Annotated in this window: 26 protein-coding genes; all 26 read left to right on the top strand. The window is 52.2% G+C overall.

What is annotated here, in order from left to right; genetic code table 11:
* Positions 1–12 precede the first annotated feature (12 nt).
* A complete protein-coding gene (locus tag PEL01S_RS22405) occupies positions 13–1,128 on the top strand; it encodes a protein-glutamate methylesterase/protein-glutamine glutaminase (RefSeq protein WP_127461908.1) in 1,116 nt (371 codons plus the stop codon).
* A 48-nt stretch (positions 1,129–1,176) separates the two neighbouring features.
* Positions 1,177–3,234 (top strand): chemotaxis protein CheA, encoded by a 2,058-nt coding sequence (locus PEL01S_RS22400; protein WP_127461907.1) that lies wholly within the window; start codon positions 1,177–1,179, stop codon positions 3,232–3,234.
* Positions 3,235–3,285: 51 nt separating this feature from the next.
* Positions 3,286–3,747 (top strand): chemotaxis protein CheW, encoded by a 462-nt coding sequence (locus tag PEL01S_RS22395; RefSeq protein ID WP_063186379.1) that lies wholly within the window; start codon positions 3,286–3,288, stop codon positions 3,745–3,747.
* 5 nt (positions 3,748–3,752) lie between these two features.
* On the top strand, positions 3,753–4,373 hold the full coding sequence (locus tag PEL01S_RS22390) for a chemotaxis protein CheC (protein ID WP_010491272.1): 621 nt from the start codon (positions 3,753–3,755) through the stop codon (positions 4,371–4,373).
* Positions 4,370–4,864 carry a chemotaxis protein CheD gene (locus tag PEL01S_RS22385; RefSeq protein ID WP_063186381.1) on the top strand — a complete coding sequence of 165 codons (495 nt, stop codon included), beginning with the start codon at positions 4,370–4,372 and terminating at the stop codon, positions 4,862–4,864. Before PEL01S_RS22390 ends, PEL01S_RS22385 begins: the two co-directional genes overlap by 4 nt.
* 4 nt (positions 4,865–4,868) lie before the next feature.
* The gene (locus PEL01S_RS22380) at positions 4,869–5,285 is read left to right on the top strand and encodes a hypothetical protein (RefSeq protein WP_063186383.1); all 417 of its coding nucleotides are present in this window, start codon (positions 4,869–4,871) and stop codon (positions 5,283–5,285) included.
* Positions 5,286–5,303: 18 nt separating this feature from the next.
* The gene (locus tag PEL01S_RS22375; RefSeq protein WP_054972313.1) at positions 5,304–6,086 is read left to right on the top strand and encodes a FliA/WhiG family RNA polymerase sigma factor; all 783 of its coding nucleotides are present in this window, start codon (positions 5,304–5,306) and stop codon (positions 6,084–6,086) included.
* Positions 6,087–6,109: 23 nt separating this feature from the next.
* Entirely contained in the window at positions 6,110–7,519 is a 1,410-nt protein-coding gene (locus tag PEL01S_RS22370; protein WP_063186384.1) for a flagellar assembly protein A, read from the top strand.
* A gap of 45 nt (positions 7,520–7,564) precedes the next feature.
* Positions 7,565–7,891 (top strand): hypothetical protein, encoded by a 327-nt coding sequence (locus PEL01S_RS22365; RefSeq protein ID WP_223275769.1) that lies wholly within the window; start codon positions 7,565–7,567, stop codon positions 7,889–7,891.
* Positions 7,892–7,921: 30 nt separating this feature from the next.
* Positions 7,922–8,518, top strand: coding sequence for a hypothetical protein (locus tag PEL01S_RS22360; protein WP_223275768.1), 597 nt, complete (start codon positions 7,922–7,924; stop codon positions 8,516–8,518).
* The gene (locus PEL01S_RS22355; RefSeq protein WP_063186390.1) at positions 8,511–9,020 is read left to right on the top strand and encodes a hypothetical protein; all 510 of its coding nucleotides are present in this window, start codon (positions 8,511–8,513) and stop codon (positions 9,018–9,020) included. The genes PEL01S_RS22360 and PEL01S_RS22355 overlap by 8 nt, the downstream gene beginning before the upstream one ends.
* A 250-nt stretch (positions 9,021–9,270) precedes the next feature.
* Positions 9,271–9,969 carry a 30S ribosomal protein S2 gene (gene rpsB, locus PEL01S_RS22350; RefSeq protein ID WP_025850723.1) on the top strand — a complete coding sequence of 233 codons (699 nt, stop codon included), beginning with the start codon at positions 9,271–9,273 and terminating at the stop codon, positions 9,967–9,969.
* A 94-nt stretch (positions 9,970–10,063) separates the two neighbouring features.
* Positions 10,064–10,714 carry a translation elongation factor Ts gene (gene tsf / locus PEL01S_RS22345; protein ID WP_063186392.1) on the top strand — a complete coding sequence of 217 codons (651 nt, stop codon included), beginning with the start codon at positions 10,064–10,066 and terminating at the stop codon, positions 10,712–10,714.
* 97 nt (positions 10,715–10,811) lie between these two features.
* On the top strand, positions 10,812–11,537 hold the full coding sequence (pyrH, locus tag PEL01S_RS22340) for a UMP kinase (RefSeq protein ID WP_063186394.1): 726 nt from the start codon (positions 10,812–10,814) through the stop codon (positions 11,535–11,537).
* Positions 11,538–11,540: 3 nt separating this feature from the next.
* Complete coding sequence (gene frr / locus PEL01S_RS22335; protein WP_063186396.1) at positions 11,541–12,095, top strand: ribosome recycling factor; 555 nt, start codon at positions 11,541–11,543, stop codon at positions 12,093–12,095.
* Positions 12,096–12,154: 59 nt separating this feature from the next.
* A complete protein-coding gene (gene uppS, locus PEL01S_RS22330; protein ID WP_127461906.1) occupies positions 12,155–12,922 on the top strand; it encodes an undecaprenyl pyrophosphate synthase in 768 nt (255 codons plus the stop codon).
* A gap of 70 nt (positions 12,923–12,992) precedes the next feature.
* Positions 12,993–13,781 (top strand): phosphatidate cytidylyltransferase, encoded by a 789-nt coding sequence (locus tag PEL01S_RS22325; RefSeq protein WP_127461905.1) that lies wholly within the window; start codon positions 12,993–12,995, stop codon positions 13,779–13,781.
* Between the two features lie 23 nt (positions 13,782–13,804).
* Positions 13,805–14,947, top strand: coding sequence for a 1-deoxy-D-xylulose-5-phosphate reductoisomerase (locus PEL01S_RS22320; protein ID WP_127461904.1), 1,143 nt, complete (start codon positions 13,805–13,807; stop codon positions 14,945–14,947).
* Between the two features lie 200 nt (positions 14,948–15,147).
* Positions 15,148–16,407 (top strand): RIP metalloprotease RseP, encoded by a 1,260-nt coding sequence (gene rseP, locus PEL01S_RS22315; RefSeq protein ID WP_010491254.1) that lies wholly within the window; start codon positions 15,148–15,150, stop codon positions 16,405–16,407.
* Positions 16,408–16,439: 32 nt separating this feature from the next.
* Positions 16,440–17,897: a proline--tRNA ligase gene (gene proS / locus PEL01S_RS22310; RefSeq protein ID WP_127461903.1), complete on the top strand. Its 1,458-nt coding sequence runs from the start codon at positions 16,440–16,442 to the stop codon at positions 17,895–17,897.
* Positions 17,898–18,213: 316 nt separating this feature from the next.
* A complete protein-coding gene (locus PEL01S_RS22305) occupies positions 18,214–22,527 on the top strand; it encodes a PolC-type DNA polymerase III (RefSeq protein WP_127461902.1) in 4,314 nt (1,437 codons plus the stop codon).
* Between the two features lie 310 nt (positions 22,528–22,837).
* Positions 22,838–23,296 (top strand): ribosome maturation factor RimP, encoded by a 459-nt coding sequence (rimP, locus tag PEL01S_RS22300; RefSeq protein WP_063186409.1) that lies wholly within the window; start codon positions 22,838–22,840, stop codon positions 23,294–23,296.
* A 59-nt stretch (positions 23,297–23,355) separates the two neighbouring features.
* The gene (nusA, locus tag PEL01S_RS22295; RefSeq protein ID WP_063186411.1) at positions 23,356–24,453 is read left to right on the top strand and encodes a transcription termination factor NusA; all 1,098 of its coding nucleotides are present in this window, start codon (positions 23,356–23,358) and stop codon (positions 24,451–24,453) included.
* Positions 24,454–24,499: 46 nt separating this feature from the next.
* Positions 24,500–24,814: an RNase P modulator RnpM gene (gene rnpM, locus PEL01S_RS22290; RefSeq protein WP_010491249.1), complete on the top strand. Its 315-nt coding sequence runs from the start codon at positions 24,500–24,502 to the stop codon at positions 24,812–24,814.
* Positions 24,801–25,148, top strand: a complete 348-nt coding sequence (locus tag PEL01S_RS22285; protein WP_063186417.1) for a YlxQ family RNA-binding protein — start codon at positions 24,801–24,803, stop codon at positions 25,146–25,148. The genes rnpM and PEL01S_RS22285 overlap by 14 nt, the downstream gene beginning before the upstream one ends.
* Positions 25,126–25,632, top strand: a 507-nt coding sequence (locus tag PEL01S_RS22280; RefSeq protein ID WP_174806989.1) for a translation initiation factor IF-2 N-terminal domain-containing protein, incomplete at its 3' end; no start/stop codon positions are given. The genes PEL01S_RS22285 and PEL01S_RS22280, both read left to right, overlap by 23 nt.

Here is a 25,632-nt window from a genome sequence, read left to right as displayed (position 1 = left end):
GGAGTGAAACGTATGCAGCCTTACGATGTGCTTGTGGTGGATGATTCGGTCTTTATGAGAAAAATCATCACCGACCTAATATCGGGGGACCCGGCGCTGCGGGTAGTAGGAACCGCAAAAAACGGCAAGGAAGCCGTCGAGCTGGTCAAAAAATTGAACCCCCATGCTGTCACCATGGACATTGAGATGCCGGAAATGAACGGGTTGGATGCGCTTCGCGCGATCATGAATGAGCACCCTGTTCCGGTCATTATGTTAAGTAGTCTGACCCAGGAAGGCGCGGTGGAGACCATCAAAGCGCTCGAATGGGGGGCTGTCGATTTCGTCGGAAAACCGTCGGGTTCGATTTCACTCGATTTGCATAAAGTCAAGCATTTACTGCTCGAAAAACTGCACATCGCGGTAAAAACGAACATGCGCAAGCTGTCTCGTTCCGCGTTGAGCAAACCGTCGCCTAAAGCGCCGGAGGTGCCGAAAGATCCGCGGCCGTTCTCGGAACCGGCCTCAAGAATGGAACGGCGCCCCGCTACAGGTGCGGCTGGATTCGAACATATCGTCGCCATCGGCACCTCAACTGGGGGGCCTCGGGCGCTGCATCAGGTGTTGTCCGATTTCCCGGAGTACTTTCCCGCTCCCGTCGTTATCGTCCAGCATATGCCTCCTAACTTTACCAAGTCGCTGGCACAGCGGCTAGATTCCGTTTCGAGGCTGCGGGTGGTTGAGGCGGAAGCCGGCATGATTCTGGAGAGCGGTACCGCTTATGTGGCCCCTGGCGGCTATCATATGACCGTAGCCCGCAATGGGAACCATTCTTACAAGATCCATCTGACAAAGGAAGATCCGCGTGGCGGACACCGGCCGTCGGTGGACGTGCTTTTCGAATCGCTGCTGCCGATGAGGGAGCTTAAACGCCACATCGTGCTCATGACCGGAATGGGCTCCGACGGAGCCAAAGGGATGCTGGCGCTAAAGCAATCCGGAGCCGTAACGACGATTGCCGAATCGGAGGATACCTGCATCGTTTACGGGATGCCCCGTGCGGCGGTGGAGCTGAAATGCGTAACGCATGTGCTCCCCCAGCAGGAAATTACCGCGAAGCTGGTACAAGCCGTCGCCCGCGAGCCCTGACTTCCGGGTAAGCCTTGATAGAGCAATTACCATGATGGAGGTGTAGATATGGAAATGAATCAATACCTCTCGATGTTTATCGATGAGTCGAGAGATCACTTGCAAGCGATGAACGAACAGATCCTCAGTCTGGAGAGCAGCCCGGAAGACATTACGATCGTGCAAAATATTTTTCGGTCGGCGCATACGTTGAAAGGCATGTCGGCGACGATGGGATTCGAGGATCTGGCGTCGCTGACTCACGAGATGGAGAATGTGTTGGACCTCGTCCGCAACCATAAGCTGAAGATGGATTCGTTTATTTTCGACTGCCTGTTCAAAAGTTTGGATTCCTTGGAATCCATGGTGGAGGACATCATTCAAGGCGGCACAGGTCAAGCGGACGTAACCGAAATCGTCACTGCGCTGAAGTCCATCGTTTCCGGCGATTACACCAAGGGTGGTGCAGCCAGAGGCACGACGGCGAAAGCGGCGCAGGTAACTGTCGCCGGGGGAGAGCTTGACGAATTTCAATATTCGATTCTTCAACAGTCCATCGAAGCGGGCATTCCAGTGCTCCGCCTCGAAGTAACCGTTCGCCAAGATTGCGTGTTAAAAGCGGCGCGCGCTTATATGGTATTCAACGTGCTCGAGCAGAACGGGGAGGTCATCAAATCGAACCCTTCTGTGGAAGATATCGAGCAGGAGCGATTCGATCAATCGTTTGTCGTTTATTACATATCTCAAATCGATACCGACGAGTTGCATAAGCAAGTCGCGAGCGTATCCGAAATCGATAAAGTGGACGTTATCGTTTTGGATCAGGCCAAGCTGACGGAGCTCATGAGTCCGCCTTCCGGGTCTGGCGCAGCGGCCGCACAGGCACAGGCTCAAGCCGAGACAGCAGTCGCATCGACGCAGGAAGCGCCGAAGCAGGAAGCTAAAAAAGCGCCTGCCGCTGGCGGTGCTCCTGTTGCCGGACGAACGATCCGCGTCGACATCGAGCGGCTTGATACGCTAATGAACCTGTTCAGCGAGCTGCTGATCGATCGGGTACGATTGGAGCAGCTTGCGAGTGAAATTCGCCGCAGCGAGCTGACGGAAACCGTCGAGCATATGTCCAGGGTCAGCAGCGATTTGCAAAATATCGTACTAAAGCTGCGCATGGTCCCAATCGATACCGTCTTCAACCGTTTCCCGCGCATGATCCGGGATGTCGCGAAGACGCTGGATAAAAAGGTAGATCTGATTATTACCGGCGCCGATACCGAATTGGATCGGACGGTCATCGACGAAATCGGCGATCCTTTGGTGCATTTGCTTCGGAATGCCGTCGACCACGGCGTGGAGCCGTCTGCCGAGCGCCTTGCCCTCGGAAAGCCCGAGACCGGAACGATTCATCTTCGCGCGTATCATAGCGGAAATCATGTATTTATCGAGATCGAGGAAGACGGACGTGGCATTAACCGGGACAAAGTCCTGAAAAAGGCTCTGGAAAACAACGTTTTGACCAAGGAGCAAGCCGCACGCATTACGGATGACGAGGTCAATCAGTTGATTTTTGCCTCCGGCTTCAGCACGGCGGATAAAATATCGGACATTTCCGGGCGCGGGGTCGGACTTGATGTCGTGAAGACGAAGATTCAAAGTCTCGGCGGACAAGTCCAAGTCGATTCGGCATGGGGGAGAGGCTCTAAATTTTCCGTTCAGCTGCCGTTGACGCTGTCGATTATCTCGGCGATGCTGATCCGGCTCAATAACGAGAAATATGCTATTCCGCTTTCTTCCATTGTGGAAACGATGGCTGTCCGTCAAGAACAGATCCGCTCGGTTCACGGCAATCGCATGGTCGAGTACCGTACCGGGGTCATCCCGCTCGTATCCTTGGCCGATCTGTTCGATGTGCCGGGAGGAACGAATATTTCCGAGAACGAAACGCAAGTGGTCATCATACGCAAAGGCGACAAAATGGCCGCGCTCGTCGTCGACGAATTTATCGGCCAGCAGGAAATCGTGCTGAAGACGCTCGGCAAATATTTGACCAAGCTGTTTGCGATTTCCGGCGCAACCATTCTAGGAGACGGACAAGTCGCGTTAATTATCGATACGAATGCCTTGATTAAATAGCGGGACGCAAAGACGGCTACATTCACGCGATAACTTAAGGAGGCTGCGAGCATGGGAGAAGAATTGAAAGTCATCGTGTTTACTTTAGGAAAGGAAGAATACGGGGTAGAGGTCGAGAAGGTCCGCACCATTGAACGGATGCAGCCGATGACCCGGGTTCCGAAAACGCCTGAATTTGTCAAAGGCGTTATCAATTTGCGCGGCGTTGTTACGCCCGTCATCGATCTGCGCGGCCGCTTCGGATTTCCGGAGAGCGAGTATACCGACAACTCGCGGATCATTATCGTTGCCGTCGGCGACATCGAAGTCGGCCTGATCGTCGATTCGGCCAACGACGTCATCGATGTGGATTCGGACCATATCGACGATCCGCCGGAAATCGTAGGCGGCATTAAGGCCAAGTACCTTCGCGGGATTGCCAAAGTAGGCGAAAGCCGGCTGCTTGTGCTGCTGAACCTGCAGGAAGTATTGAGCAAGAGCGAGATCATTCAACTGGAGAATGTAGAGGAGTAGGCCTAGTGGAAGCATTTAATTCTTTTGCCGATTTTCAAATGGACGTGCTGAAGGAAGTCGGAAATATCGGTGCCGGACATGCGGCTACTGCGCTCTCGCAACTGCTCGATAAACCTGTAGATATGCTTGTGCCGAAAGTACGAATGGTTCCTTTCGAAGAAATCGCCGACAGCGTAGGAGGAGCCGAGCAAGCCGTTATCGCTATATTTCTGAGGGTCGAAGGGGAAACGCCGGGAAATTTATTCTTTATTCTGAAGTTCGAGCCGGCCAAGAAGCTTCTTCGCAACTTGGTTGGAATGGACGCGGTGGAGGGCGAAGAGTACTCCGAAATGGAGTTGTCCGCACTTAACGAGATCGGGAACATTCTGGCGGGCTCGTACTTATCGTCGCTGGCGGATTTCACACAGCTGAACATGCAGCCCACCGTTCCGTCGCTTGCGATTGATATGGCGGGAGCGATTCTGAGCTACGGCCTGCTCCAATTCGGTCAAATGGGAGACCAGGCGCTCTTGATCGACACGAAGTTTCTCGACGGAAGCGACGAGGTGGAAGGGCATTTCTTCCTCATCCCGGACCCGGAATCCTTCGAACGTATTTTCGTTGCTTTGGGAGTGCATACTCCATGATCCAAGACAACCTGATTAAAGTAGGAATGGCCGACCTGAACGTCGCTCACTTGACCGGTGTGCTCAAAACGACGGGGCTCGGTTCTTGCGTGGGCGTTACCTTGTTCGATGCCAGGGCCAAAGTAGCCGGAATGGCCCACGTCATGCTGCCGACCTCGGATATTGCCAGAGAAGGAAAGCTGAACATCGCGAAATATGCCGATACGGCAATCCCCGAAATGATTCGCCTGATGGAGGATCTTGGGGCTCAAGTGAAGCACATGGTTGCCAAAATGGCCGGAGGCGCACAAATGTTCGCGTTCGGCTCCCAATCGGACACGATGCGGATCGGACCGCGGAATGTCGAGTCCTGCAAGGAAATGCTCGGCCGTTACAAGATCCCGATTATTGCTGAAGATACCGGCGGCAATTACGGACGAACCATCGAATTCGACTGCGAATCCGGTATGCTTATGATTCGCAGCGTACAACACGGAGTGAAGGAATTGTAAACCTATGATCGGATCGATACGTTGGAACTTTATTGTAGGAGCCGCGGCTTTCGTCATTACCTTTGCCTTGTCGATAACCGACAATATTTGGCTGACTACCTTGATTCGCAGCTTCTACAGCTTTGTCCTGATATTTGTAATCGTATTTTTGTTCCGTTGGCTGCTTGGCACGGTTGCCGGATTCGCGGGCGCTCCGATTCCTGAGCATTCGGAAGAAGAGGATGAGCTTAAAGGGACGGCGGTCGATGTTGTAACGCCCGATCAGGATGCGGAGCTGCATCAGATGTTGAAACCGTCGCCGGGTCCGAAGGACGCTGCTGATACCGATTTTTCCCCGCTGAATCCGCCGAAGCTGTCAACGAAGATCCAAGGGAGTCCTGACGAATTGGCACAGGCGGTTCGCCGAATGTCTGAAGAATAAGGATGGTGACTATCTGTCATGATCGCGCAAAAATCCCATTTGGCGAATATCGATGTTTGGAAGCAATGGAGAGAAGACAGACAGTTGAAAGCGAAGCAGGCACTCATCGAAACGTATTTGCCGCTCGTAGATTACGTTTCGGGTCGTCTTTCCATTGGTCTGCCTAAAAACGTTTCGAAAGAAGATTTATCCAGCTGCGGTATTATGGGCTTGATCGATGCCATCGAAAAGTTCGACTACGAGCGGGGACTGCAATTTGAAACGTATGCCTCCTGGCGCATTCGCGGGGCGATGATCGACGGGCTCCGTCAAGGGGACTGGGTTCCCCGTTCCGTAAGGGAAAAGGCCAAGAAGATCGAGGACGCTTATCAAAAGCTCGAACAGCAATACTTGCGTTCCGTAACCGATAGCGAAATCAGCTCTTATCTGGATGTCAGCGAGCAGGAGTTTCAACAGATGGTCCAGGAAATCGCGGTGACGACCGTCTGTTCAATCGACGATCCTATCCGGGAGGAAGATTCGGAGACACGGCTTTCCTTGTTAATTGACGAAAAGGCGAAAAGTCCGGAATCCAAAGTAAATGAAGTCTATTTAAAGGAAACGTTAGCTAAAGCTATCGAACGGTTGACGGAAAAAGAGCGGACTGTCGTATCCCTCTTTTACTACGAAGAATTGTCTTTAAGCGAGATCGCCGAAGTCATGAATCTTTCCCCATCCAGAATATCACAGCTGCACTCAAAAGCGATTCTGCGGTTAAAAGGTTCTTTGAGCCGTCATAAGTCGCAGCTATTTTATGACTAAGGGGTCGGAAAGTGGGGAGAATGATGGCCGATCTGGCGATGCCGCTCAGCTATTATATGGATATTTCGTTGTCCGACGACAAGCAGTTCGCTTACCTCAAGTTTGCGAATTGCGAGGATTCGTTCCGCGTCTCCAAAGGACAGCTTATGGAATTGATCGCCTCGTATCACATCGTATACGGTATAGATGAGGAGAAAATCGCCGCGATCGTAGACGATCCGAAGGCGTTCTTTTTCGCTCAGACGGTAATCGCCAAAGGTGATGCGCCGAAGAACGGCCAGGACGGGCGTGTCCAGTTGATGTATGATTTGGACGATAAATCCAAACGCCCCGCTGAGCTGGAGGACGGCAAGGTCGATTATAAAGAAGTGACAACGATCCATAACGTGAAAAAGGGACAGTTGATCGCCCAAAAAATTCCGGCCGCTTTAGGCGTCCCGGGACGCGCGGTAACCGGAGAAACGCTTTTTGCGAAGGACGGGAAGGATGCGCGTTTGAAGCTCGGCAAAAATGTCGTGACCGATCCGGAGCAGACGGCCATTTATGCTGCCATTGACGGAATGGTTACCAAGACGGACCGGGATAAAATCAATGTTTTTCCGATCTTTGAAGTGAACGGGGATGTCGACTATAATGTCGGAAATATTGATTTTGTCGGGTCCGTCGTCATTCGCGGCAACGTTCTGCCGGGCTTTCGCATCAAAGCGGCGGGAGATATCCGCATTACGGGCAGCGTGGACGCCGCAGACCTGGAGGCAGATGGTTCCATCGAGATCAGTGCAGGGATCCTTGGGCATAACAAAGGAACGATCCGTGCCGGAAAACGGGTAAAAAGCTCTTTTATCCAAGATGCCAACATCTATGCGGGTGAGGAAGTGCTGGTCAGCCAGAGCATTATGCACTCCCAGGTGCGTGCCGGCAAACAAGTTGTATGCAAAGGCACCAAGGGACTGATTGTCGGAGGAATGATTCAAGCGGGCGACGTGGTTATTGCCCGAACGATCGGCAACTCCATGTCGACGGCCACGGTCATCGAAGTCGGCGTCCTGCCGGAGCTCCGCAACGAGCTTCAGCAACTTCGCATCCAACAAAGAGCCTTGAGCGAGAACTTGGACAAAACGGACAAAGCGCTCGTGCTGCTCGACCAATTGGCGGCTGCCGGGCAGCTTGGGCCGGACAAAGTGGCGATGCGGGTTAAGCTGAACCACACCAAGAAACAGGTGACGGAAGAAATTGCGAGCTCCAGAGAGCGCATGCTGGAAATTGAGAAATCGCTGGAGGACTCGGAAAAAGCAAAGGTCGAAGTCATTTCCAACGCCTACAGCGGAACGAAAATCGTGATCGGCCGATATACCAAATTCATAAAAGATACTTCTCCCCGCGTTAGGTTTCAATTGATTGACGGAGATATCGCGATGCTTCCTATCGTATAAAGGCTGACGTACGCGTATAGCTCGAAGGAGGGGATGCCGGTGAGCATGAAACCGGTTGAAATGCAGTTTGCGCTTCATAAGAACGACGAAGCAGGTCTGAAGCAGCATCAAATGGTGCAAAAGCGAGTGGAAGACCAGGCCATGCTGAACAGCTCCAACGAGAAGTCGACGATAAAAGAACGTCAGGTCAGCGCCAAAACGGAGGAGGCCAGTCAAGCTTCGATCAAAGACGATCAGTCGGGCCGTTCGGGCGAAAGGGAACCCCGAGGCAACGGCGGGGCGAAAAAGTCGGCCGAAGAAGCCAAACAGGCTCCCGGCGACACCGCACCGGAGCATCCGTTCAAAGGGCATCATATCGACTTGACCCTATAACTATTTTGCTGTGAAACTAGGTGAATGCAATTGGACCAACCTTGGGTATACATCGTGCTGGTCGGGCTTCTAATCGTGGTCTATGCAAAGATTATCCCGCGAAAATCCGAAGGAGCGGCCAAGCCCGAAGGCGCCATCGTAAAAGAGATGGAGCAGGCGATGGATCACTTGGCCATGGAGCTTGAGGAGCAGAACAAAGCGCTGATCGAGCTGTTCTCCGGGACGAAACAAACTTACGAGGAGCATACGGCTAAACTGACCTCGCGTGTGGAAACGCTTGAAAAGCAATGTCAGGAGCTGCGGCACGAACTGGGCCGGCTGACGTTCTCGGAGGAACAGCGGCGCCTGTCCCTTCAAGCGGACGCGTCGAAGCCGGGAGAGGCGTTGGGAGCAGGCGCTGGGGCTGCTGCGGTATCGTCGGCCTATACGGAGTCTTCCGCACCTGACAAGCAGCCGGAAGCGGCGAACAAAGCTCCGATGAATATGAAAGAGCGTTACGGCGAGCTGTTCGGACTGTACGAGTCCGGCAAATCGACGGACTATATCGCCAAGAAGCTGGGCATGAACAAAGGGGAAATCAGTCTGATCCTGCAGCTTGCCAAACAGGAGGAACGGTCGAATGCTTAAGAACAAATCGCTTCTGTACGGGCTCGGCACCGGTTTGATTTTGGGTGCCGTTCTGCTTCAGCTGATGAATGCGGTTGCTCCGTCCAGCAGCGCCGCTTCCAAGCAGCCCGCGGCAGGACAGGCGCCCGAGGAGATGGACCGCGTCCGGCTTAAGGAAGTTGCTTCTACCTATTTTAACGTGTATGACAAAAGTCAAAAGCTGTACGACCAGCCGCAGGTCGATGCCATGATCGCGCAGAAGCTGAAAGAAGAGAGAGACAAGCAAGCCGCACAGCCGCAGTCTGCCGCACCAGATAAGGAAACATACATTTATGTCTCCAAAGGTATGACTGCGGCCCAGGTTGCCGATTTGCTGCAGCAGAGCGGCGTTATTGCCGACAAGGCCACCTTTGTAGATACGATGAAGCAAAAGCAGATGAACGATAAGATCATCTCCGGCTTGCATGTATTCAAGGGGGCTCAAGAGCTGCCGCAAGTTATCGCCAATTTAACGACACCCTAAAACGATCAGACTCCGGCGGGCGGGGTCTGACTTTGTCTTTTTTCATCGAACTGCCGCGGGTGTTGCATACGGTTGTCAGTTATGGTATAGTAATTTTCGGTGTTAAAAACCACACGTCGATTAATTCCGGTAATGGTGCTCCCACTGGCTTCGACAGATGCTTTTTTAAGCGTCTTGGTCAAGGAGTTTTACCGGGAGATGCGATCGGCGGAGGAAACCACAAAAACCAATTTAGAGGAGGTGCGTGAGGATGGCAGTTATCTCCATGAAACAGCTGCTCGAAGCTGGGGTACACTTCGGTCACCAAACCCGTCGTTGGAACCCGAAAATGGATCGATACATCTTCACCGAAAGAAACGGAATTTACATCATCGACCTGCAAAAAACGGTCAAAAAAGTTGAGGAAGCTTATAACTTCGTCAAGTCCGTAGCCGCAGAAAACGGCACGATCTTGTTCGTAGGTACGAAAAAGCAAGCTCAGGATTCGGTTAAAGAAGAAGCTGAGCGTTGCGGAATGTACTACATCAACCAACGTTGGCTCGGCGGTACGCTGACTAACTTCCAAACGATCCAAAAACGGATCAACCGTTTGCACGAACTGGAAAAATGGGAACAAGACGGCACGTTCGAAGTGCTGCCGAAAAAAGAAGTTATCATTCTTCGCAAAGAAAAAGATCGTCTTGAGAAGTTCTTGGGCGGTATCTCTCATATGAAAGGTCTGCCAAGCGCACTGTTCGTCATCGACCCGCGCAAAGAGCGCATCGCTGTTGCGGAAGCACGCAAGCTTGGTATTCCGATCGTCGGTATCGTAGACACAAACTGCGATCCGGACGAAATCGACTACGTGATCCCTGGTAACGACGACGCAATCCGTGCCGTGAAATTGCTGACGGCTAAAATTGCTGACGCAGTTATCGAAGCTCACCAAGGCGAAGAAACTTCAGCTTAATGCATTGAATACGAGAAAGGGTGGTTTAAAGGTGCAAAATCCTTTCACCGCCCTTTTTTTGGGAATACATATCACATTCCAAGGAGGCCAAATCATGGCAGTTAGTGCAGCATCGGTAAAAGAATTGCGTGAAAAAACAGGAGCAGGCATGCTCGATTGTAAAAAAGCATTGGAAGAAGCAAACGGCGACTTGACCAAAGCTGCCGAAATTTTGCGTGAAAAAGGTCTTTCCGCAGCAGCTAACAAAGCAGGACGCGTTGCAACGGAAGGCATGATCGAGTCCTACATTCACGCTGGCGGCAAAATCGGCGTATTGGTTGAAGTAAACAGCGAAACTGACTTCGTTGCGAAAAACGAGCAGTTCAGAACGTTTGTTCGCGATGTTGCTCTGCACATCGCAGCTTCCAACCCGAAATTCCTTCGCCGTGATGAAGTTCCGCAAGAAGCTCTGGACAAAGAGCGCGAAATCTTGACGAACCAAGCGCTGAACGAAGGCAAGCCGGAAAAAATCGTCGAGAAAATCGTCGAAGGCCGTCTGGCGAAATACTACGAGGAATACTGCTTGCTTGAGCAGCCTTTCGTAAAAGACCCGGACAAAACCGTAGAAGAAGTGCTGAAAGAAAACATCGCAACGATCGGCGAAAACTTGTCGATCCGCCGCTTCGTTCGTTTTGAGCTCGGAGAAGGCCTGGAGAAGAAACAAGAAAACTTCGCGGAAGAAGTTATGTCCCAAGTTAAACTGTAATTTAACAATATAAATGCAAGGTAACGAGGAACACGCTGTGTTCCTTGTTTTTTAAAAGAAAGCTTTAGCGGTCTGATCGAAATGGAGGGGTTGGAGCTTGGAACGTCCGATTTATAAAAGAGTCATTTTGAAATTAAGCGGAGAAGCGTTAGCCGGACAGCAAGGTTACGGCATCGACTCCGAGATGATTTCGTCCATCGCCCAGCAGGTGAAGGAAGTAGTGGATCTTCAGGTGGAGGTCGCCATCGTCGTTGGTGGCGGCAACATCTGGCGCGGTATTGCCGGAAGTGCAAAAGGCATTGACCGGGCAACCGCAGACTACATGGGTATGCTGGCTACGGTGATGAACTCGCTGGCGCTGCAGGATGCGCTGGAAACGATCGGCGTACCGACACGAGTACAAACGTCCATCACGATGCAGCAGGTTGCAGAACCGTACATCCGCAGAAGAGCGATCCGCCACTTGGAAAAGGGCAGGGTTGTCATTTTCGCGGCAGGAACGGGCAATCCGTATTTCTCGACGGATACGACCGCAGCGCTTAGAGCAGCCGAAATCGAAGCGGAAGTCATCTTGATGGCGAAAAACAAAGTGGACGGCGTCTACACGGCCGATCCGTTTAAAGACGCTTCCGCGCAAAAATTCGAAACGCTGACCTACCTCGAAGTGCTGAACAAAAACCTTGGCGTTATGGACTCGACCGCATCCTCCTTATGTATGGACAACAATATTCCGCTGGTCGTCTTCTCGATTACGGAGAGCGGTAATATCAAGCGCGTCGTAGTTGGGGAGAAGATTGGCACGATCGTAAAAGGGAGTGTGTAATCTATGCCGCAATCCATTAAAAAAAGTGCGGAAGAACGCATGGAGAAAGCGATCGTCGCATTGAAGAAGGAGCTGGCTTCGCTTCGTGCGGGGCGGGCTACCCCTGCTCTGCTGGATCGCGTTCAAGTCGAATATTACGGTTCTATGACACCGGTAAACCAGCTGGCGAACATCAATACGCCGGATTCCCGTACGCTGATGATTCAGCCGTGGGACAAAAGCTCGGTTGCCGCTATCGAAAAAGCGATTATGAAATCCGATCTCGGATTGACGCCTTCCAACGACGGCAGCGCGATTCGTATCGTCATTCCGGCTTTGACGGAAGAGCGCCGTTCCGAGCTCGTCAAAATGACGCGTAAGTACGGCGAAGAAGCGAAAGTGGCGATCCGCAACATCCGCCGCGACGCGAACGACGATATCAAAAAGCTGGAGAAGACGGGCATATCGGAAGACGAGTCCCGCCGTCATCAGGACGACATCCAGAAGTTTACGGACAAGCATATCGCGGAAGTCGACAAAGTATTGGCTGCCAAAGAAAAAGAAATCATGGAAGTGTAACCGGTAAAGACCCCCTTATTCGAGGGGGCTTTTAGTCTTTCCTGATGGGGGATTCAGACATGATGTCATTCAGAAAATGGTTTGGAAGCAAACCGGAAGGAGAGCAAGCCGCTCTCAAGCTGGATGCGGACAACATTCCGAACCATGTGGCCGTCATCATGGACGGTAATGGCCGATGGGCCCAGAAGCGGGGACTGCCGCGGGTGGCAGGCCACCATTCAGGTATGAAAAACGTAAAAAAAATTACGATGGCCGCAAACAGCATCGGTGTGAAGGTGCTGACGATGTACGCTTTTTCCACGGAAAATTGGAAAAGACCGAAGGAAGAAGTCGACTATTTGATGAAGCTGCCGATGGAATTTTTTCCGAAAGAAATCGACGAACTGATTGCCAATAACGTCCAGATCCGTATGACGGGCTGGCCGGAAGGATTGCCTAATTACACGCTGAAAGCGGTTCAGGACGCGATCGATCAAACGAAACATAATACCGGCCTTATTTTGAACTTTGCGCTAAATTACGGAAGCCGCAAAGAAATGCTCAACGGCATTCAGCGGCTCGCACAGGATATGAAAGAAAATAAAGTGGCCGCGGACGAAGTGGACGAGGCGCTTTTCTCCAAATATTTGTTAACCGATCCGCTCCCGGACCCCGATCTTCTGATACGCACCAGCGGAGAGCTTCGGATCAGCAACTTTATGCTCTGGCAGTTGGCCTATTCGGAGCTTTATTTTACGGATTTGTGCTGGCCTGAATTTACAGAGCCGCATTTCTACGAGGCTGTCGGGGAATACCAACGCCGCGCCAGAAGATACGGCGGTTTATAGCGGCAGTTGACAACAGGTAGGGGCAGTTGGGTTACGTCCGTCTGCCAGCATAAACGATGGAGGAATCGATTTGAAGCAGCGAATTGTCACAGGAGTCGTGGCAGGGCTCGCCTTTTTCATCCTGTTGTATTTGGGAAGCTATTGGTTTGCCGGGTTAATCCTGGTGTTGTCGCTGATCGGATACGACGAGTTTTTACGGATGAACGGTCTTAACAAGAACAAAACAATCTCGATTTTAGGTTCTCTAGGAGTAATTGGCCTTGTCGTACCGTGGCAGGAGGCAGGAATTTCGATAGAGCGTTTGATTTGGTTGTTTATGTTTGTATTGCTGGCCGTTACCGTTATTTCGAAGAACAAAATTACGATCGATCATGTGACAACGGCATTTTTGGGCATGGTGTACGTCGGTATCGGCTTTCATTACATGGTGGAGACGCGCTGGTTGGCCGAAAACGGGCTTTATTGGACGCTGCTCGTATTTTTGTGCATTTGGTCAACAGATTCCGGGGCGTATTTTACCGGATCGATGATCGGAAAAACACCGCTCTGGCCTACCATTAGTCCAAAGAAGTCCGTCGAGGGAGCTATCGGCGGCACAGCGTTGTCCGTTGTCGTCGCACTTGGCTTTGCTTGGTATCGTCCGGACCTGCTTAGCTTTGCACAAGCGATTTGGATCGGGCTCGTTATTGCGATTGTCGGTCAAATGGGCGACTTGATTCAATCCGCTTACAAGCGGGTGAAGGGTATCAAGGATACGGGAACGATTCTGCCGGGACATGGTGGCGTGCTAGATCGGACCGACAGCTGGCTGATCGTGTTTCCGTTCCTTCATTTGGCGGCTTTGCTCCCGCACGTATAACTATTGCCCCGAGGTGAACGTTGGTGAAAAAAGTCAGTATTCTGGGGTCAACCGGTTCCGTCGGAACCCAGACCTTGGATGTCATATCGCATTACCCGGAACGTTTCGAGGTGGAAGGGCTCGCCGGCGGTTATAATATCCCGCTCCTGCTGGAGCAAATCGAGCGCTTTCGTCCCCGCAAGTTATCCGTTGCGACGAAGGAAGCGGCGGAGCAGCTGCGTGCGGCAACGAAATCGGACGTTCAGGTGCTATACGGGGAAGAGGGGCTGCACGAAATTGCGGCAGGCACCGATGCCGAACTGGTCGTGACCGCGATTGTCGGCAGCCAAGGACTTAAGCCGACGCTGGCCGCCATCGACGCAGGCAAGCATATCGGTCTTGCCAACAAGGAGACGTTGGTTAGCGCAGGCCATCTTGTGACGGAATTGGCGCAAAGGCGCGGCGTCGCTTTGCTTCCGGTTGATAGCGAGCATTCCGCTATATTCCAGTGCTTGAACGGAGAATCACGGGACCGTATACATAAAATTACGCTAACCGCTTCCGGGGGATCGTTTCGTGACCGCACTCGGGAAGAGCTTGCTGATGTAACGGTTGAAGATGCGCTCAAGCATCCGAATTGGTCGATGGGCGCGAAAATCACGATCGACTCGGCAACGATGGCGAACAAAGGGCTGGAAGTGATCGAAGCCCACTGGCTGTTCGGTTTGCCGTACGACCAGATTGACGTGCTGATTCACCCTGAAAGCATTATCCATTCATTCGTCGAGTATGTAGACTACAGCATCATCGCTCAATTGGGGATGCCGGATATGCGGGTGCCGATTCAATACGCGCTGACTTATCCGGACCGGATGGCGACGCCTTCGGAACGTTTGCGTTTATCCGATGTCGGAAAGCTGCAGTTTCGCGAAATGGATTTCGACCGGTATCCGTGTCTGCGGATGGCGTACGAAAGCGGACGGACGGGCGGCTCCATGCCTGCCGTGTACAATGCGGCCAACGAAGTTGCGGTCGAACGGTTCTTAAAAGGGGAAATTTCATTCCTGGCCATCGAAGAGGTGATTGCCAAGGTCATGGACAAGCATTCCCCGGTCCCGGCCCCGGATTTATCCGCCATTTTGGAAATCGATCAATGGGCCAGGGAAGAAGCGCGGAGCTTGGACTAAACTGAGCCGTTTAAAGATGCGACGCCAGGGCATCTTTCGGCGAAGCCGCTCATATGTTCATATCATGAGTCCCGGCTTGTATTCCCTTTGAGAATAATGTTAATCTTAAAGGAAGGCTTCGGACGATTTTTCATGCAGCCAATAACATTTGCCCATAACTTGGATATGAACATTTGCGACTTAAGGAGGCCGTACACCCATTGGCTAACATCCAGAACGTATTTCAAATTGTTCTTTTGTTTTTTGTTCTAGTCACGATTCATGAATGGGGACATTTTTACTTTGCCAAGCGAGCGGGCATTCTCGTTCGCGAGTTCGCGATCGGCTTCGGTCCCAAGCTGCTCTCCTTCAAGCGCGGAGAAACCCGGTATACGCTCAGACTTCTTCCGATCGGCGGCTTCGTCCGCATGGCCGGAGAAGATCCGGAAATCGTTCAGATTAACCAGGGCCAACGCATCGCCGTGCAGTTGGAGGACAATCAGGTTACGCACATTTACCTGGACGAGTTCGAAAGCCGCCGGGATGCGATTGAAGGCGTCGTCGAGCAGATCGATCTGGAAAAAGATTTGTTCGTCCGCCTGGATGTCGACGGGGAAATCGAACGCTATTCGATTCATCCTCAAGCCATGATGGTATCCAAGGAAAAGGAAACGCAGATTGCCCCGTGGGACCGCCAGTTCGGGAGCAAGACGGTAGGTCAGCGGGCGATGGCTATTTTTGCCGGACCGCTGATGAATTTTATTCTTGCATTGGCGCTTTTTGTAACCTTCATATTCGTTGCAGGAGTGCCCAACCGGGTGAAAATTCAGGAAACCGTTCCGGCGTCCGCTGCAGAGAAAGCTGGGCTGCAGTCCGGCGATATTATCCTTCAGGTGGATCATGTGCAAGTCGGCTCCGACCGCAGCAAGCTGACGAACTTAATTCAACAATCTCCGAATAAACCGATGGTTTGGATCATTGAGCGCAACAAGGAGCAGATCCGCAAAGAAGTGACTCCGCTCATGGACAAGGACGGCGTGATTCGCGTCGGAGTCTCGCTTCTGACCGAGACGCGACCTGCCACAGTTCTGGAAGGTTTTACGGGAGGCTGGAAAAGTCTAGTTTCCGCAACGACCATTATCATGGACGGTTTTGGTAAGCTGGCGACGCTTCAGGTAAAAATGGACGATTTGGGCGGTCCGGTAAGGATCGTCGAATTTACAAGCGAGCAGGCCAGCGCAGGGTTTGCCCAATACATCTCATGGATGGCCATTATGAGTCTTTATTTGGGACTGTTCAACCTGCTGCCGATCCCGGCGCTGGACGGAAGCAGACTGGTGTTTTTGCTTCTGGAGGCGCTCCGCGGCAAGCCGGTCGATCCGAGCCGGGAAAGTATGGTGCATTTTGTCGGCTTTGCGATGCTGATGCTGCTTATGATAGCCGTCACTTATAACGATATTTTACGTTTGATTAAAGGATAACGAATTGCCGTCCGTAGGGGGAAAACAGAACGATGTCGAACCAAAAGCAAGACAAACAGTTTGTGAAAGAGATTACGCCGCAGGGCGAGGATTTCTCCCGCTGGTATATTGATGTCATTAAAAAGGCCGACCTCATGAGCTACTCGCCGGTCCGGGGATGCATCGTATTTAAACCGGACGGGTACGAGCTTTGGGAAAATATTCAGCGGGAGCTGGATCGCCGCTTTAAGGAAACAGGACACCGTAACGCTTATTTCCCGCTGTTCATTCCCGAGAGCTTTTTTCAAAAAGAAAAAGAGCACGTGGAAGGGTTCAACCCGGAGCTCCCGTGGGTAACGGAAGCAGGGGGGGAGAAGCTTGAAGAGCGCTTGGCGATTCGTCCGACATCCGAGACGATGATCGGCCATATGTACGCGGAGTGGATTAATTCCTACCGCGACCTGCCGCTCTTGATCAACCAGTGGGCTAACGTGGTCCGTTGGGAAAAGCGGACGCTGCCGTTCTTGCGCACAAGCGAGTTTTTATGGCAGGAAGGCCATACGGCTCATGAGGACGAAGCCGATGCACGTAAAGAAACGATGCAGATGCTGGAAATTTATCGTTCTTTCGCCGAAGAGTTCTTAGCGATTCCAGTTATCATGGGCCAAAAGACGCCTTCCGAGAAGTTTGCGGGGGCTGTTGATACGTATTCGATCGAAGCGATGATGAAGGACGGCAAAGCGGTACAAGCGGGAACTTCCCACTATTTGGGCACGAACTTCGCCGTGGCGTTCGATATTAAATATTTGGACCGCGAGAACCAGCATCAGTTCTGCCATACGACCTCCTGGGGTGTAAGTACCCGTCTCATCGGAGCTTTGATCATGGTCCACGGCGACGACCGCGGTTTAGCTTTGCCACCGAAGATCGCGCCGACGCAAGTCATCATGATTCCGATCGGTCCTCCGAAGACGAGAGAGCAGGTTGTTGGCCGCGTCGACGAGCTGTATGCCCAGTTGAAGCAGGCTGGCGTACGCGCAAAAGTGGACGATCGTCAGGACCAAAGCCCGGGCTGGAAGTTTAACGAATACGAAATGCGTGGCGTACCGGTTCGCGTCGAACTGGGACCTCGGGATATGGAAAACGGGCAAGTGGTCTTGGTATCCCGGATTACCGGGGAGAAGCGTGTCGTCCAGCAGGACCAATTTGTGGAAGAAGTGCAAAAATTGTTGACGGAGACGCAGCAGGAAATGTATGATCGAGCCAAGCGGTTCCGCGACGAAAGCATGACTGAAGCGGATACGGTGGACGAGCTGAAATCGTTTCTCGAGCAAAAGCGCGGCTTCGCATTGTCGGGCTGGTGCGGATCTGCCGCTTGCGAAGCGCAAGTCAAGGAAGAGGCAGGCGCAACGAGCCGTAACATTCCGTTCGAGCCGGGCGTATCCAAGCCGAAGTGCCTCGTCTGCGGCGAAGACGCCAAGCACACCGTCGTCTTCGGCAAATCGTATTAACACTATTTTTTACTAACGGCATGTAATTAGGAGTTTGTGTTTGCTTTTGACTTTAAAGTATTGTTCTACTAGCCCCAGGAAAAGTGTTGCCACGGAAAGTGAAACGGCCGCCTTTGAAATCAAGTTGCTACCTTGCAGGTTTTTATAAGATAGGGCAACTTGATTTCAAGAGCGGTGGAGTGGCAATACTTTTCCGCTCGGCCGGTAGAAACAAACTTTCCACTTAGCTAAACAAACGCCTAACCTTTTACATAAGGGGCAACGGGAAAGCAACACTCCTTTTGCCCCTTTCATCGTTTTACGGGGGAGGAGCACCATGAGCAATGACAGTACGGCGCTGAAACGGGACCGCTTTGAAATGCTGATGCAGCAGGCCAGTGTACCGGCGGACGTGGTTCGGTCTTTTTTTTCGGACGGGTATATCGATAAAGTGGAAACGAGCCGCAAAAACAGGGAATGGACGTTTCATATCGTCAAAACTCAAGTGGTGCCGCAAGATATTTACCGTTCCTTCTGCAAAATGATCCGGGACAAATTCTCGCACATCGCTGCCATTCGTTTCGTACTCCAATACACGCCGGACGTGAAGCCGGAAGAAGTGGCACATGAATACTGGAGCATGTTTCTCGAATGGGTGCAGCGGGAAGCGGCGTCGATTAACGGCTGGATGACCAAGGCCAAAATTGAAACGAACGGGAACGTGCTTACGCTTTATTTGCTCGACACGATCGGTCTGGAGTTGGCGAAGAAAAAAAATATCGGCGGACTGATTCAGCGGTATTTCAGCGGATTTTTCGGCGTCGATTTTCATGTGAAGTACGCGGTTAGCGATTCCCGGCAAGAAGAGCTGGAGAGGTTCTCGAAGCAGATCGAGCAGGAAGAGAAAGAAGTGACGATCAATATCCTGACGGCTGTAGAGGCGGAGAACGAAGCGGATGCGCAGCAGGATGCGGAGCTGAAGCTGATGGTCGGCTATGACATTAAAGATCCGGCCGTTCCGCTGCAGGACGTCAGGGACGAAGAGAAGAAAGTTACGGTACAAGGTACGGTCTTCGGCCTGGACACGAAAGAGCTTAAAAATGGCAGCACGCTGTTCATGTTCAACGTTACCGACTTTTCCGATTCGATTATGGTCAAGGCGTTTGCCAAGACGAAAGAAGATGTCAAAATTTACAGCCTCATCACGAACGGCAAGTGGTTGAAGCTGCGCGGCCGGGTTGAATACGACCGGTTTATGCAAATCCCCGAGCTCGTGATGATTCCATCCGACGTCAATGAAATCGTGGCCCCGCCGGACCGGAAGGACGATGCGGAAGAGAAGCGGGTGGAGTTTCACCTTCATACTGCAATGTCCACAATGGACGGAATCACGCCGGTCGACCAATACATCAAGACCGCTGCGAAATGGGGTCATAAAGCGATTGCGGTGACTGACCACAGCGGCATTCAATGCTTCCCGGAGGCGTATAAGGCCGCGAAGAAAAACGGGATCAAGGTCATCTACGGTTTGGAAGCCAACGTTGTGGACGATTCTGTACAGGTCGTTATGAATGCGACGGAGATTGACCTCGCCGATGCGGAATATGTTATTTTCGACATCGAGACTACAGGGTTGTCTGTCACCAGCAACAAAATTATCGAGCTTGCCGGCGTCCGGATGAAGGAAGGTAAAGAAATCGATCGTTTTGCCACGTTCATCGATCCGCATGAGCGGATTCCATATAACATTCAGCAGCTCACCAACATTACGGACGACATGGTCAAAGGTGCGCCCGAGCTGGAGGAGATGCTGCCCAAGTTTATCGAGTTCGTAGGAGACAGCGTTCTGGTAGCGCACAATGCACGATTCGATATCGGGTTCATTCAAGCGAACTGCAAACGGCTCGGTTTACCCGAAGTGACCAATCCCGTGCTGGATACGCTTGAGCTTGCCCGGCTGCTGTTCCCGACACTTAAAAATCACCGGCTGAACACGCTCTCCGACAAGTTCAAGGTCAGCTTGGACAACCATCACCGGGCGATTGACGACTCGATTGCGCTCGGACATGTGCTTTTTCATCTGTTGAAAGAAGCGGGGGACCGCGGCTATAAGCAGCTGTCCCGTTTGAACGACGAGGTCGGTAAAAACCTCAAAACGCAGCGGCCGTTCCATTGCTGCATTTACGCCAAAGATATGGTCGGCAAAAAAAATCTGTTCAGTCTCGTATCGCTTTCGCACACGGAGTATTTTCATCGGGTGGCCTGCATTCCGAAGAGCAAGCTGAAGGAAATGCGTGAAGGCCTGATCATCGCTTCGGGCTGCGAAAAGGGCGAGTTTTACGAAACGGTGCTAAACAAATCGGTCGAAGAAGCGGAAATGGTCGCAGAATTTTACGACGTGCTCGAAATTCAGCCGATTGGCGTAAACATGCATTTGGTGGACAAAGGCTTGGTCGGCAGCCCGGCACTGCTGGAGGATGCCAATCGCAAAATTGTCCAAATCGGCCGCAAGCTCGGCAAGCCTGTTATTGCGACGGGCAACGTGCATTATCTGCATCCGCGGGAAAAAATATACCGTGACATCACCATTCACGGGATTACCGGGTTCAGCCCGCTTAAGGATATCCGCAAACCGGACGTGCACCTTCGCACAACGAAAGAAATGCTTGCAGAGTTTGAATATTTGGGGAAAGAAACGGCTTACGAGGTCGTCGTGAAAAACACATCGGAGCTTGCCGACCGGTTCGAGGAGTTGGAGCTGTTTCCGACCAAGCTGTTTACGCCGATTATCGAAGGAGCGGACGACGAGATCCGCAACACTTGCTACGAAACGGCAAAGCAGATTTATGGAGACCCGCTGCCGGAGGTTATTGTAGCGCGACTGGAGAAGGAGCTTGTGCCGATTATCAAGTACGGTTTCTCGGCGAACTATCTCATCTCCGAGCGGCTCGTAAAGAAGTCGAACGCCGACGGCTATCTCGTCGGTTCGCGGGGCTCGGTCGGTTCCTCGGTCGTAGCGACGTTCCTCGGCATTTCCGAGGTTAATCCGCTGCCGCCGCATTACATTTGCAAGTCGTGCAAACACAGCGAATGGATTCTCGACGGATCGATCCCCAGCGGCTTCGACCTGCCGGATAAAAACTGCCCGAATTGCGGGGAAAAGCTGAAAGGCGAAGGCCAGGACATTCCGTTCGAAACGTTCCTCGGCTTCAAGGGCGACAAGGTTCCCGATATCGATTTGAACTTTTCGGGCGAATACCAGCCGCAAGCGCACAACTACACCAAAGTGCTGTTTGGCGAGAAAAACGTGTTCCGGGCGGGTACGATCGGTACGGTTGCGGAAAAAACGGCATTCGGTTTTGTAAAAAAATATGAAGAAGAGCATGGCAAAAAGTGGCGCGGCGCGGAGTTAAACCGGCTGGCTTCCGGCTGCACGGGCGTAAAGCGAAGCACCGGGCAGCATCCCGGCGGGATCGTAGTCGTACCGGATTACATCGAGGTCGACGATATCACTCCGGTACAATATCCGGCCGACGATACGAGCGCCGAGTGGAAAACGACGCACTTCGATTATCACGCCTTCGACGCCAACCTGCTGAAGCTCGATATTCTGGGACACGATGATCCGACGATGATGCGGATGCTGCAGGATTTGACCGGCGTCGACCCGACGACCATTCCGATGAACGATCCGAAAGTTATGAGCATGTTTAACTCCGTGGACGCGCTTGGCGTAACACCAGAGAAGATCCGGACGCCGGTGGCGACCTACGGGGTGCCGGAGATGGGGACGAAGTTCGTGCGTCAGATGCTTGAGGAAGCGAAGCCGTCCAGCTTTGCGGACTTGCTGCAAATTTCGGGTCTTTCCCACGGAACCGGCGTTTGGCTGGGCAATGCGCAGGAGCTAATCCGGAAAGGTATCTGCACGATTAAAACGGTGATCGGGTGCCGCGACGATATCATGCTGTATTTAATCTACAAAGCGGGTATGGACGCGGGACTGGCATTTAAAATTACCGAGAGCGTGCGGAAGGGCAAAGGGCTCACCGACGAGTGGAAAGAAGATATGAAGAAGCATAACGTTCCCCTGTGGTACATCGATTCGTGCGAAAAGATCGAGTACATGTTCCCGAAGGCGCATGCTTCCGCTTACGTCATTTCCGCGGTGCGCACCGCTTACTTTAAGCTTTATCACCCTATTGCTTACTATGCGACTTATTTTTCCGTCCGTGCGCAGGATTTCGAGATCGAGCTGCTGTGCCAAGGCTACGACGCAATTTTGCGCAAGCTGATCGAAATTGAGGAAAAAGGGTTCCAGGCGACGCCGAAAGAGAAGAGTATGATCTCCATTCTCGAAATGGCGCTGGAGATGACGGCCCGCGGCTTTTCGTTTAAGCCGATCGATTTGTACAAATCGGACGCGACAAAGTTTCTTATCGAGGACGACTCGCTTATACCGCCGTTTTCCGCCATTGCGGGGATCGGGGAGAACGCGGCGAAGAACATCGCAGCCGCCAAAAACGACGGACCGTTCTTATCGATTGAGGACTTCCAGACCCGAAGCAAGGCATCGAAGACGATCGTCGAAATTCTTAACGGCATGGGCTGCTTCCGCGGCCTTCCGGAGACGAACCAGCTTTCGCTGTTTTAGAACTTCCGAAGAAGTCTTCCTTGCTTCCTCAGGCGCCTTTTTACGCCTTATTGCATGATCTCTGCACTTATGGTATAATCTTCTTCGGTAGCAATGTAATATCTCGTGACCAAAGAGTGGGGAAACCCACTCTTTACATTTTGTATAAGGCCCCGAAGCGAGTGAAGCGTTAGTTCGGCGCAGATGTGCGCTAAGCGTTCAGCCGTTTAAGCTGGCCCGGACGTGAAGTGAAGACGTTGGGTTGAACGGCCTTTGCTTAACAACCAACTACTGTCAATCGCTTTTTACCAGATTAAGGAGGAACGCACGTTTGAGCACAAACATCAAATCCACTGTGGAAGAGCTGGTTCGCCCCTTTTTGGACGAAAACGGATTTGAGCTGGTCGACATCGAATATGTAAAAGAAGGCGGCAACTGGTTTTTGCGGGTATATGTGGATAAAGAAGGCGGCATCGACATCGATGACTGCGGCCGCATCAGCGAATACCTCAGCGCCAAGCTGGACGAGAAGGACCCCATCGAATCGGCTTACTTCCTGGAAGTGTCTTCGCCCGGGGCGGAGCGTCCGCTCAAGAAGCCTCAGGACTATCGTAAAGCGATTGGCGAGCACGTCTTCGTGACGACGTACGAACCGGTAAACGGTTTGAAGGAATTCGAGGGCACGCTCGTATCGTACGACGAACAAACGGTTGTCATCGAAATCGGCAAGAAAAAGCATGAAATCCCGGTTGACAAAGTGGCCGGCGCCAGGCTCGCCATCAAATTTTAGGCTCGATCTGGCAAAGCGTCGGGCGGCTCGCATTTTATGAGAGGGGGAACTCCATTCAAATGAACATGGATTTTATCGAAGCGCTAAACGAAATCGAAAAGGAGAAAGGCATCGCCAAAGACGTGCTGATCGACGCGATTGAGGCAGCGCTGATTTCGAGCTATAAGCGCAATTTCAATACCGCGCAAAACGTGCGCGTCGACATCAACCGGCATACGGGTCTCATTAAAGTATACGCCCGCAAAACGGTTGTCGACGATGTGCTTGATCCGCGGCTGGAAATTTCGCTCTTCGCTGCAAGAGAAATGAACCAAAATTATCAGTTGAACGACATCGTCGAGCTTGAGGTTACTCCTCGCGATTTCGGCCGGATTGCGGCTCAGACGGCGAAGCAGGTCGTCACGCAGCGGATCCGCGAAGCGGAGCGCGGCCTGATCTACAATGCCTATGTCGATAAAGAGGAAGACATCGTCAACGGTATCGTGCAGCGTCAAGACACGCGCAACCTGTATATCGATTTGGGTAAAATTGAAGCGGTCATGCCGCTGAATGAGCTGATGCCCACCGACAAATTCAAGCACGGGGACCGCATTAAAGCGTATATCACCAAGGTCGAAAATACGACCAAAGGGCCGCAGATCATTTTGTCCCGTACGCACCCAGGGCTGTTGAAACGGTTGTTCGAGCTGGAAGTTCCGGAAATTTTTCAAGGGGTTGTCGAAATTCGTTCCGTCGCCCGCGAAGCTGGTTTCCGTTCCAAGATTGCGGTATACTCCCGTAATCCGGAAGTCGATCCGGTCGGTTCTTGCGTCGGGCCGAAGGGCATGCGCGTGCAAACGATCGTCGGCGAGCTAAAGGGCGAGAAAATTGACATCGTCCGCTGGATGGAAAGCGTGGAGGAGTATGTCGCCAACGCGCTTAGCCCGTCTAAGGTGCTGGAGGTGCAAGTGTTCGAAGCCGAGAAAATGGCCCGGGTTATCGTGCCGGACTATCAGCTGTCGCTTGCCATTGGCATTAAAGGGCAGAATGCGCGGCTGGCCGCAAAATTGACCGGCTGGAAGATCGACATTAAGAGTGAGACGCAAGCCGAGCAGGAATATGGCCGACCGAAGACATATGCTGAAGAAATGCACCAGGATTCCGTCAGTATCGATTAATTCGCAGACATCGGTCTGACGGCCATGCGGGAGGGGGATGGATCCAATGAAACAAAGAAAAATACCTCTGCGTAAATGCGTAGCCTGCCAGCAGATGATGCCTAAGAAAGAACTAATCCGCGTGGTGAAAACGCCGAATGATGAATTGCTCATCGATTTGACGGGAAAAAAAGCCGGACGCGGCGCCTATTTGTGCGGAAAACTATCCTGCTTCAAGCTGGCCAAGAAATCACGTGCGCTGGATCGCGCACTGAAATCGTCGGTCAGTCCGGATATTTACGACGCTCTCGAGCAGGATTTTATTAAAGTGGAAGACGAATTTATTGCCGGAAAAGACGCGGTGGATGATGAACAAGAATAGTGACAAATTTTTCTCGAATCTGGGGCTCGCCATGCGGGCGGGAAAACTGGTTACCGGCGAAGACATGGTGATCGAATCGGTCCGAAGCGGCGAAGCGAAGCTTGTGATCGTGGCCGAGGACGCTTCCGCAGGCACCTTCAAGAAAGTGAACGATAAGTGCATTTATTATCAAGTTCCTATCCATCAGTACGGCCGTCGGGATCAGCTTGGAGCCAGTATCGGTAAAGAAGCGCGAGTCGTCATTGGTATAAACGATGCGGGATTTGCGCGGATGTTGTTGAAGCAGTTAGATCGTACGGAGGTGGACGGTATTGACCAAACAAGACAACAATAAAGACAAACTCAGAGTGTACGAGTATGCCAAATCTTTAAATATGAGCAGTAAAGAGATCATCACAATTTTAAAAAGACTGGATATTCCGGTCAACAATCATATGAGCGTAATGGAGAATGATGCGGTGTCGAGTGTAGAGAAATTTTTCAGAGATGTTAAAGCCAATGCAGCAGCAAAACGGGGCGAAGGCGGAGCCAAAACAGGGGATAAGCCATCCAATCGTCCGGAGTCCAAACAAGAAACCGTAGCGTCGCAGCCGAAACCGGAACAGCGCCCACAAACGGCGCAAGTACAATCGGCTGCACCTAAACAAAACAGCGATCAGGGTCAAAACAGCGATCAGGGACAAAACAGACCGCAAGGTCAGGGCGGCGAAGGCCGTCAAGGCCAAGGCCAGTCCCGCCAAGGACAAGATCGCAATCGTGGCGGCCAAGGAGGTCAAGGCGGCGGCTATCGCGGCGGTCAAGGTCAGGGTCAAGGAGGC

It is taken from the genome of Paenibacillus elgii NBRC 100335, assembly GCF_004000865.1.
GTDB classification, from domain to species: domain Bacteria; phylum Bacillota; class Bacilli; order Paenibacillales; family NBRC-103111; genus Paenibacillus_G; species Paenibacillus_G elgii.
Note: the sequence above shows the minus strand (reverse complement) of the source record. Positions and strands in the feature narration are given on the sequence as shown.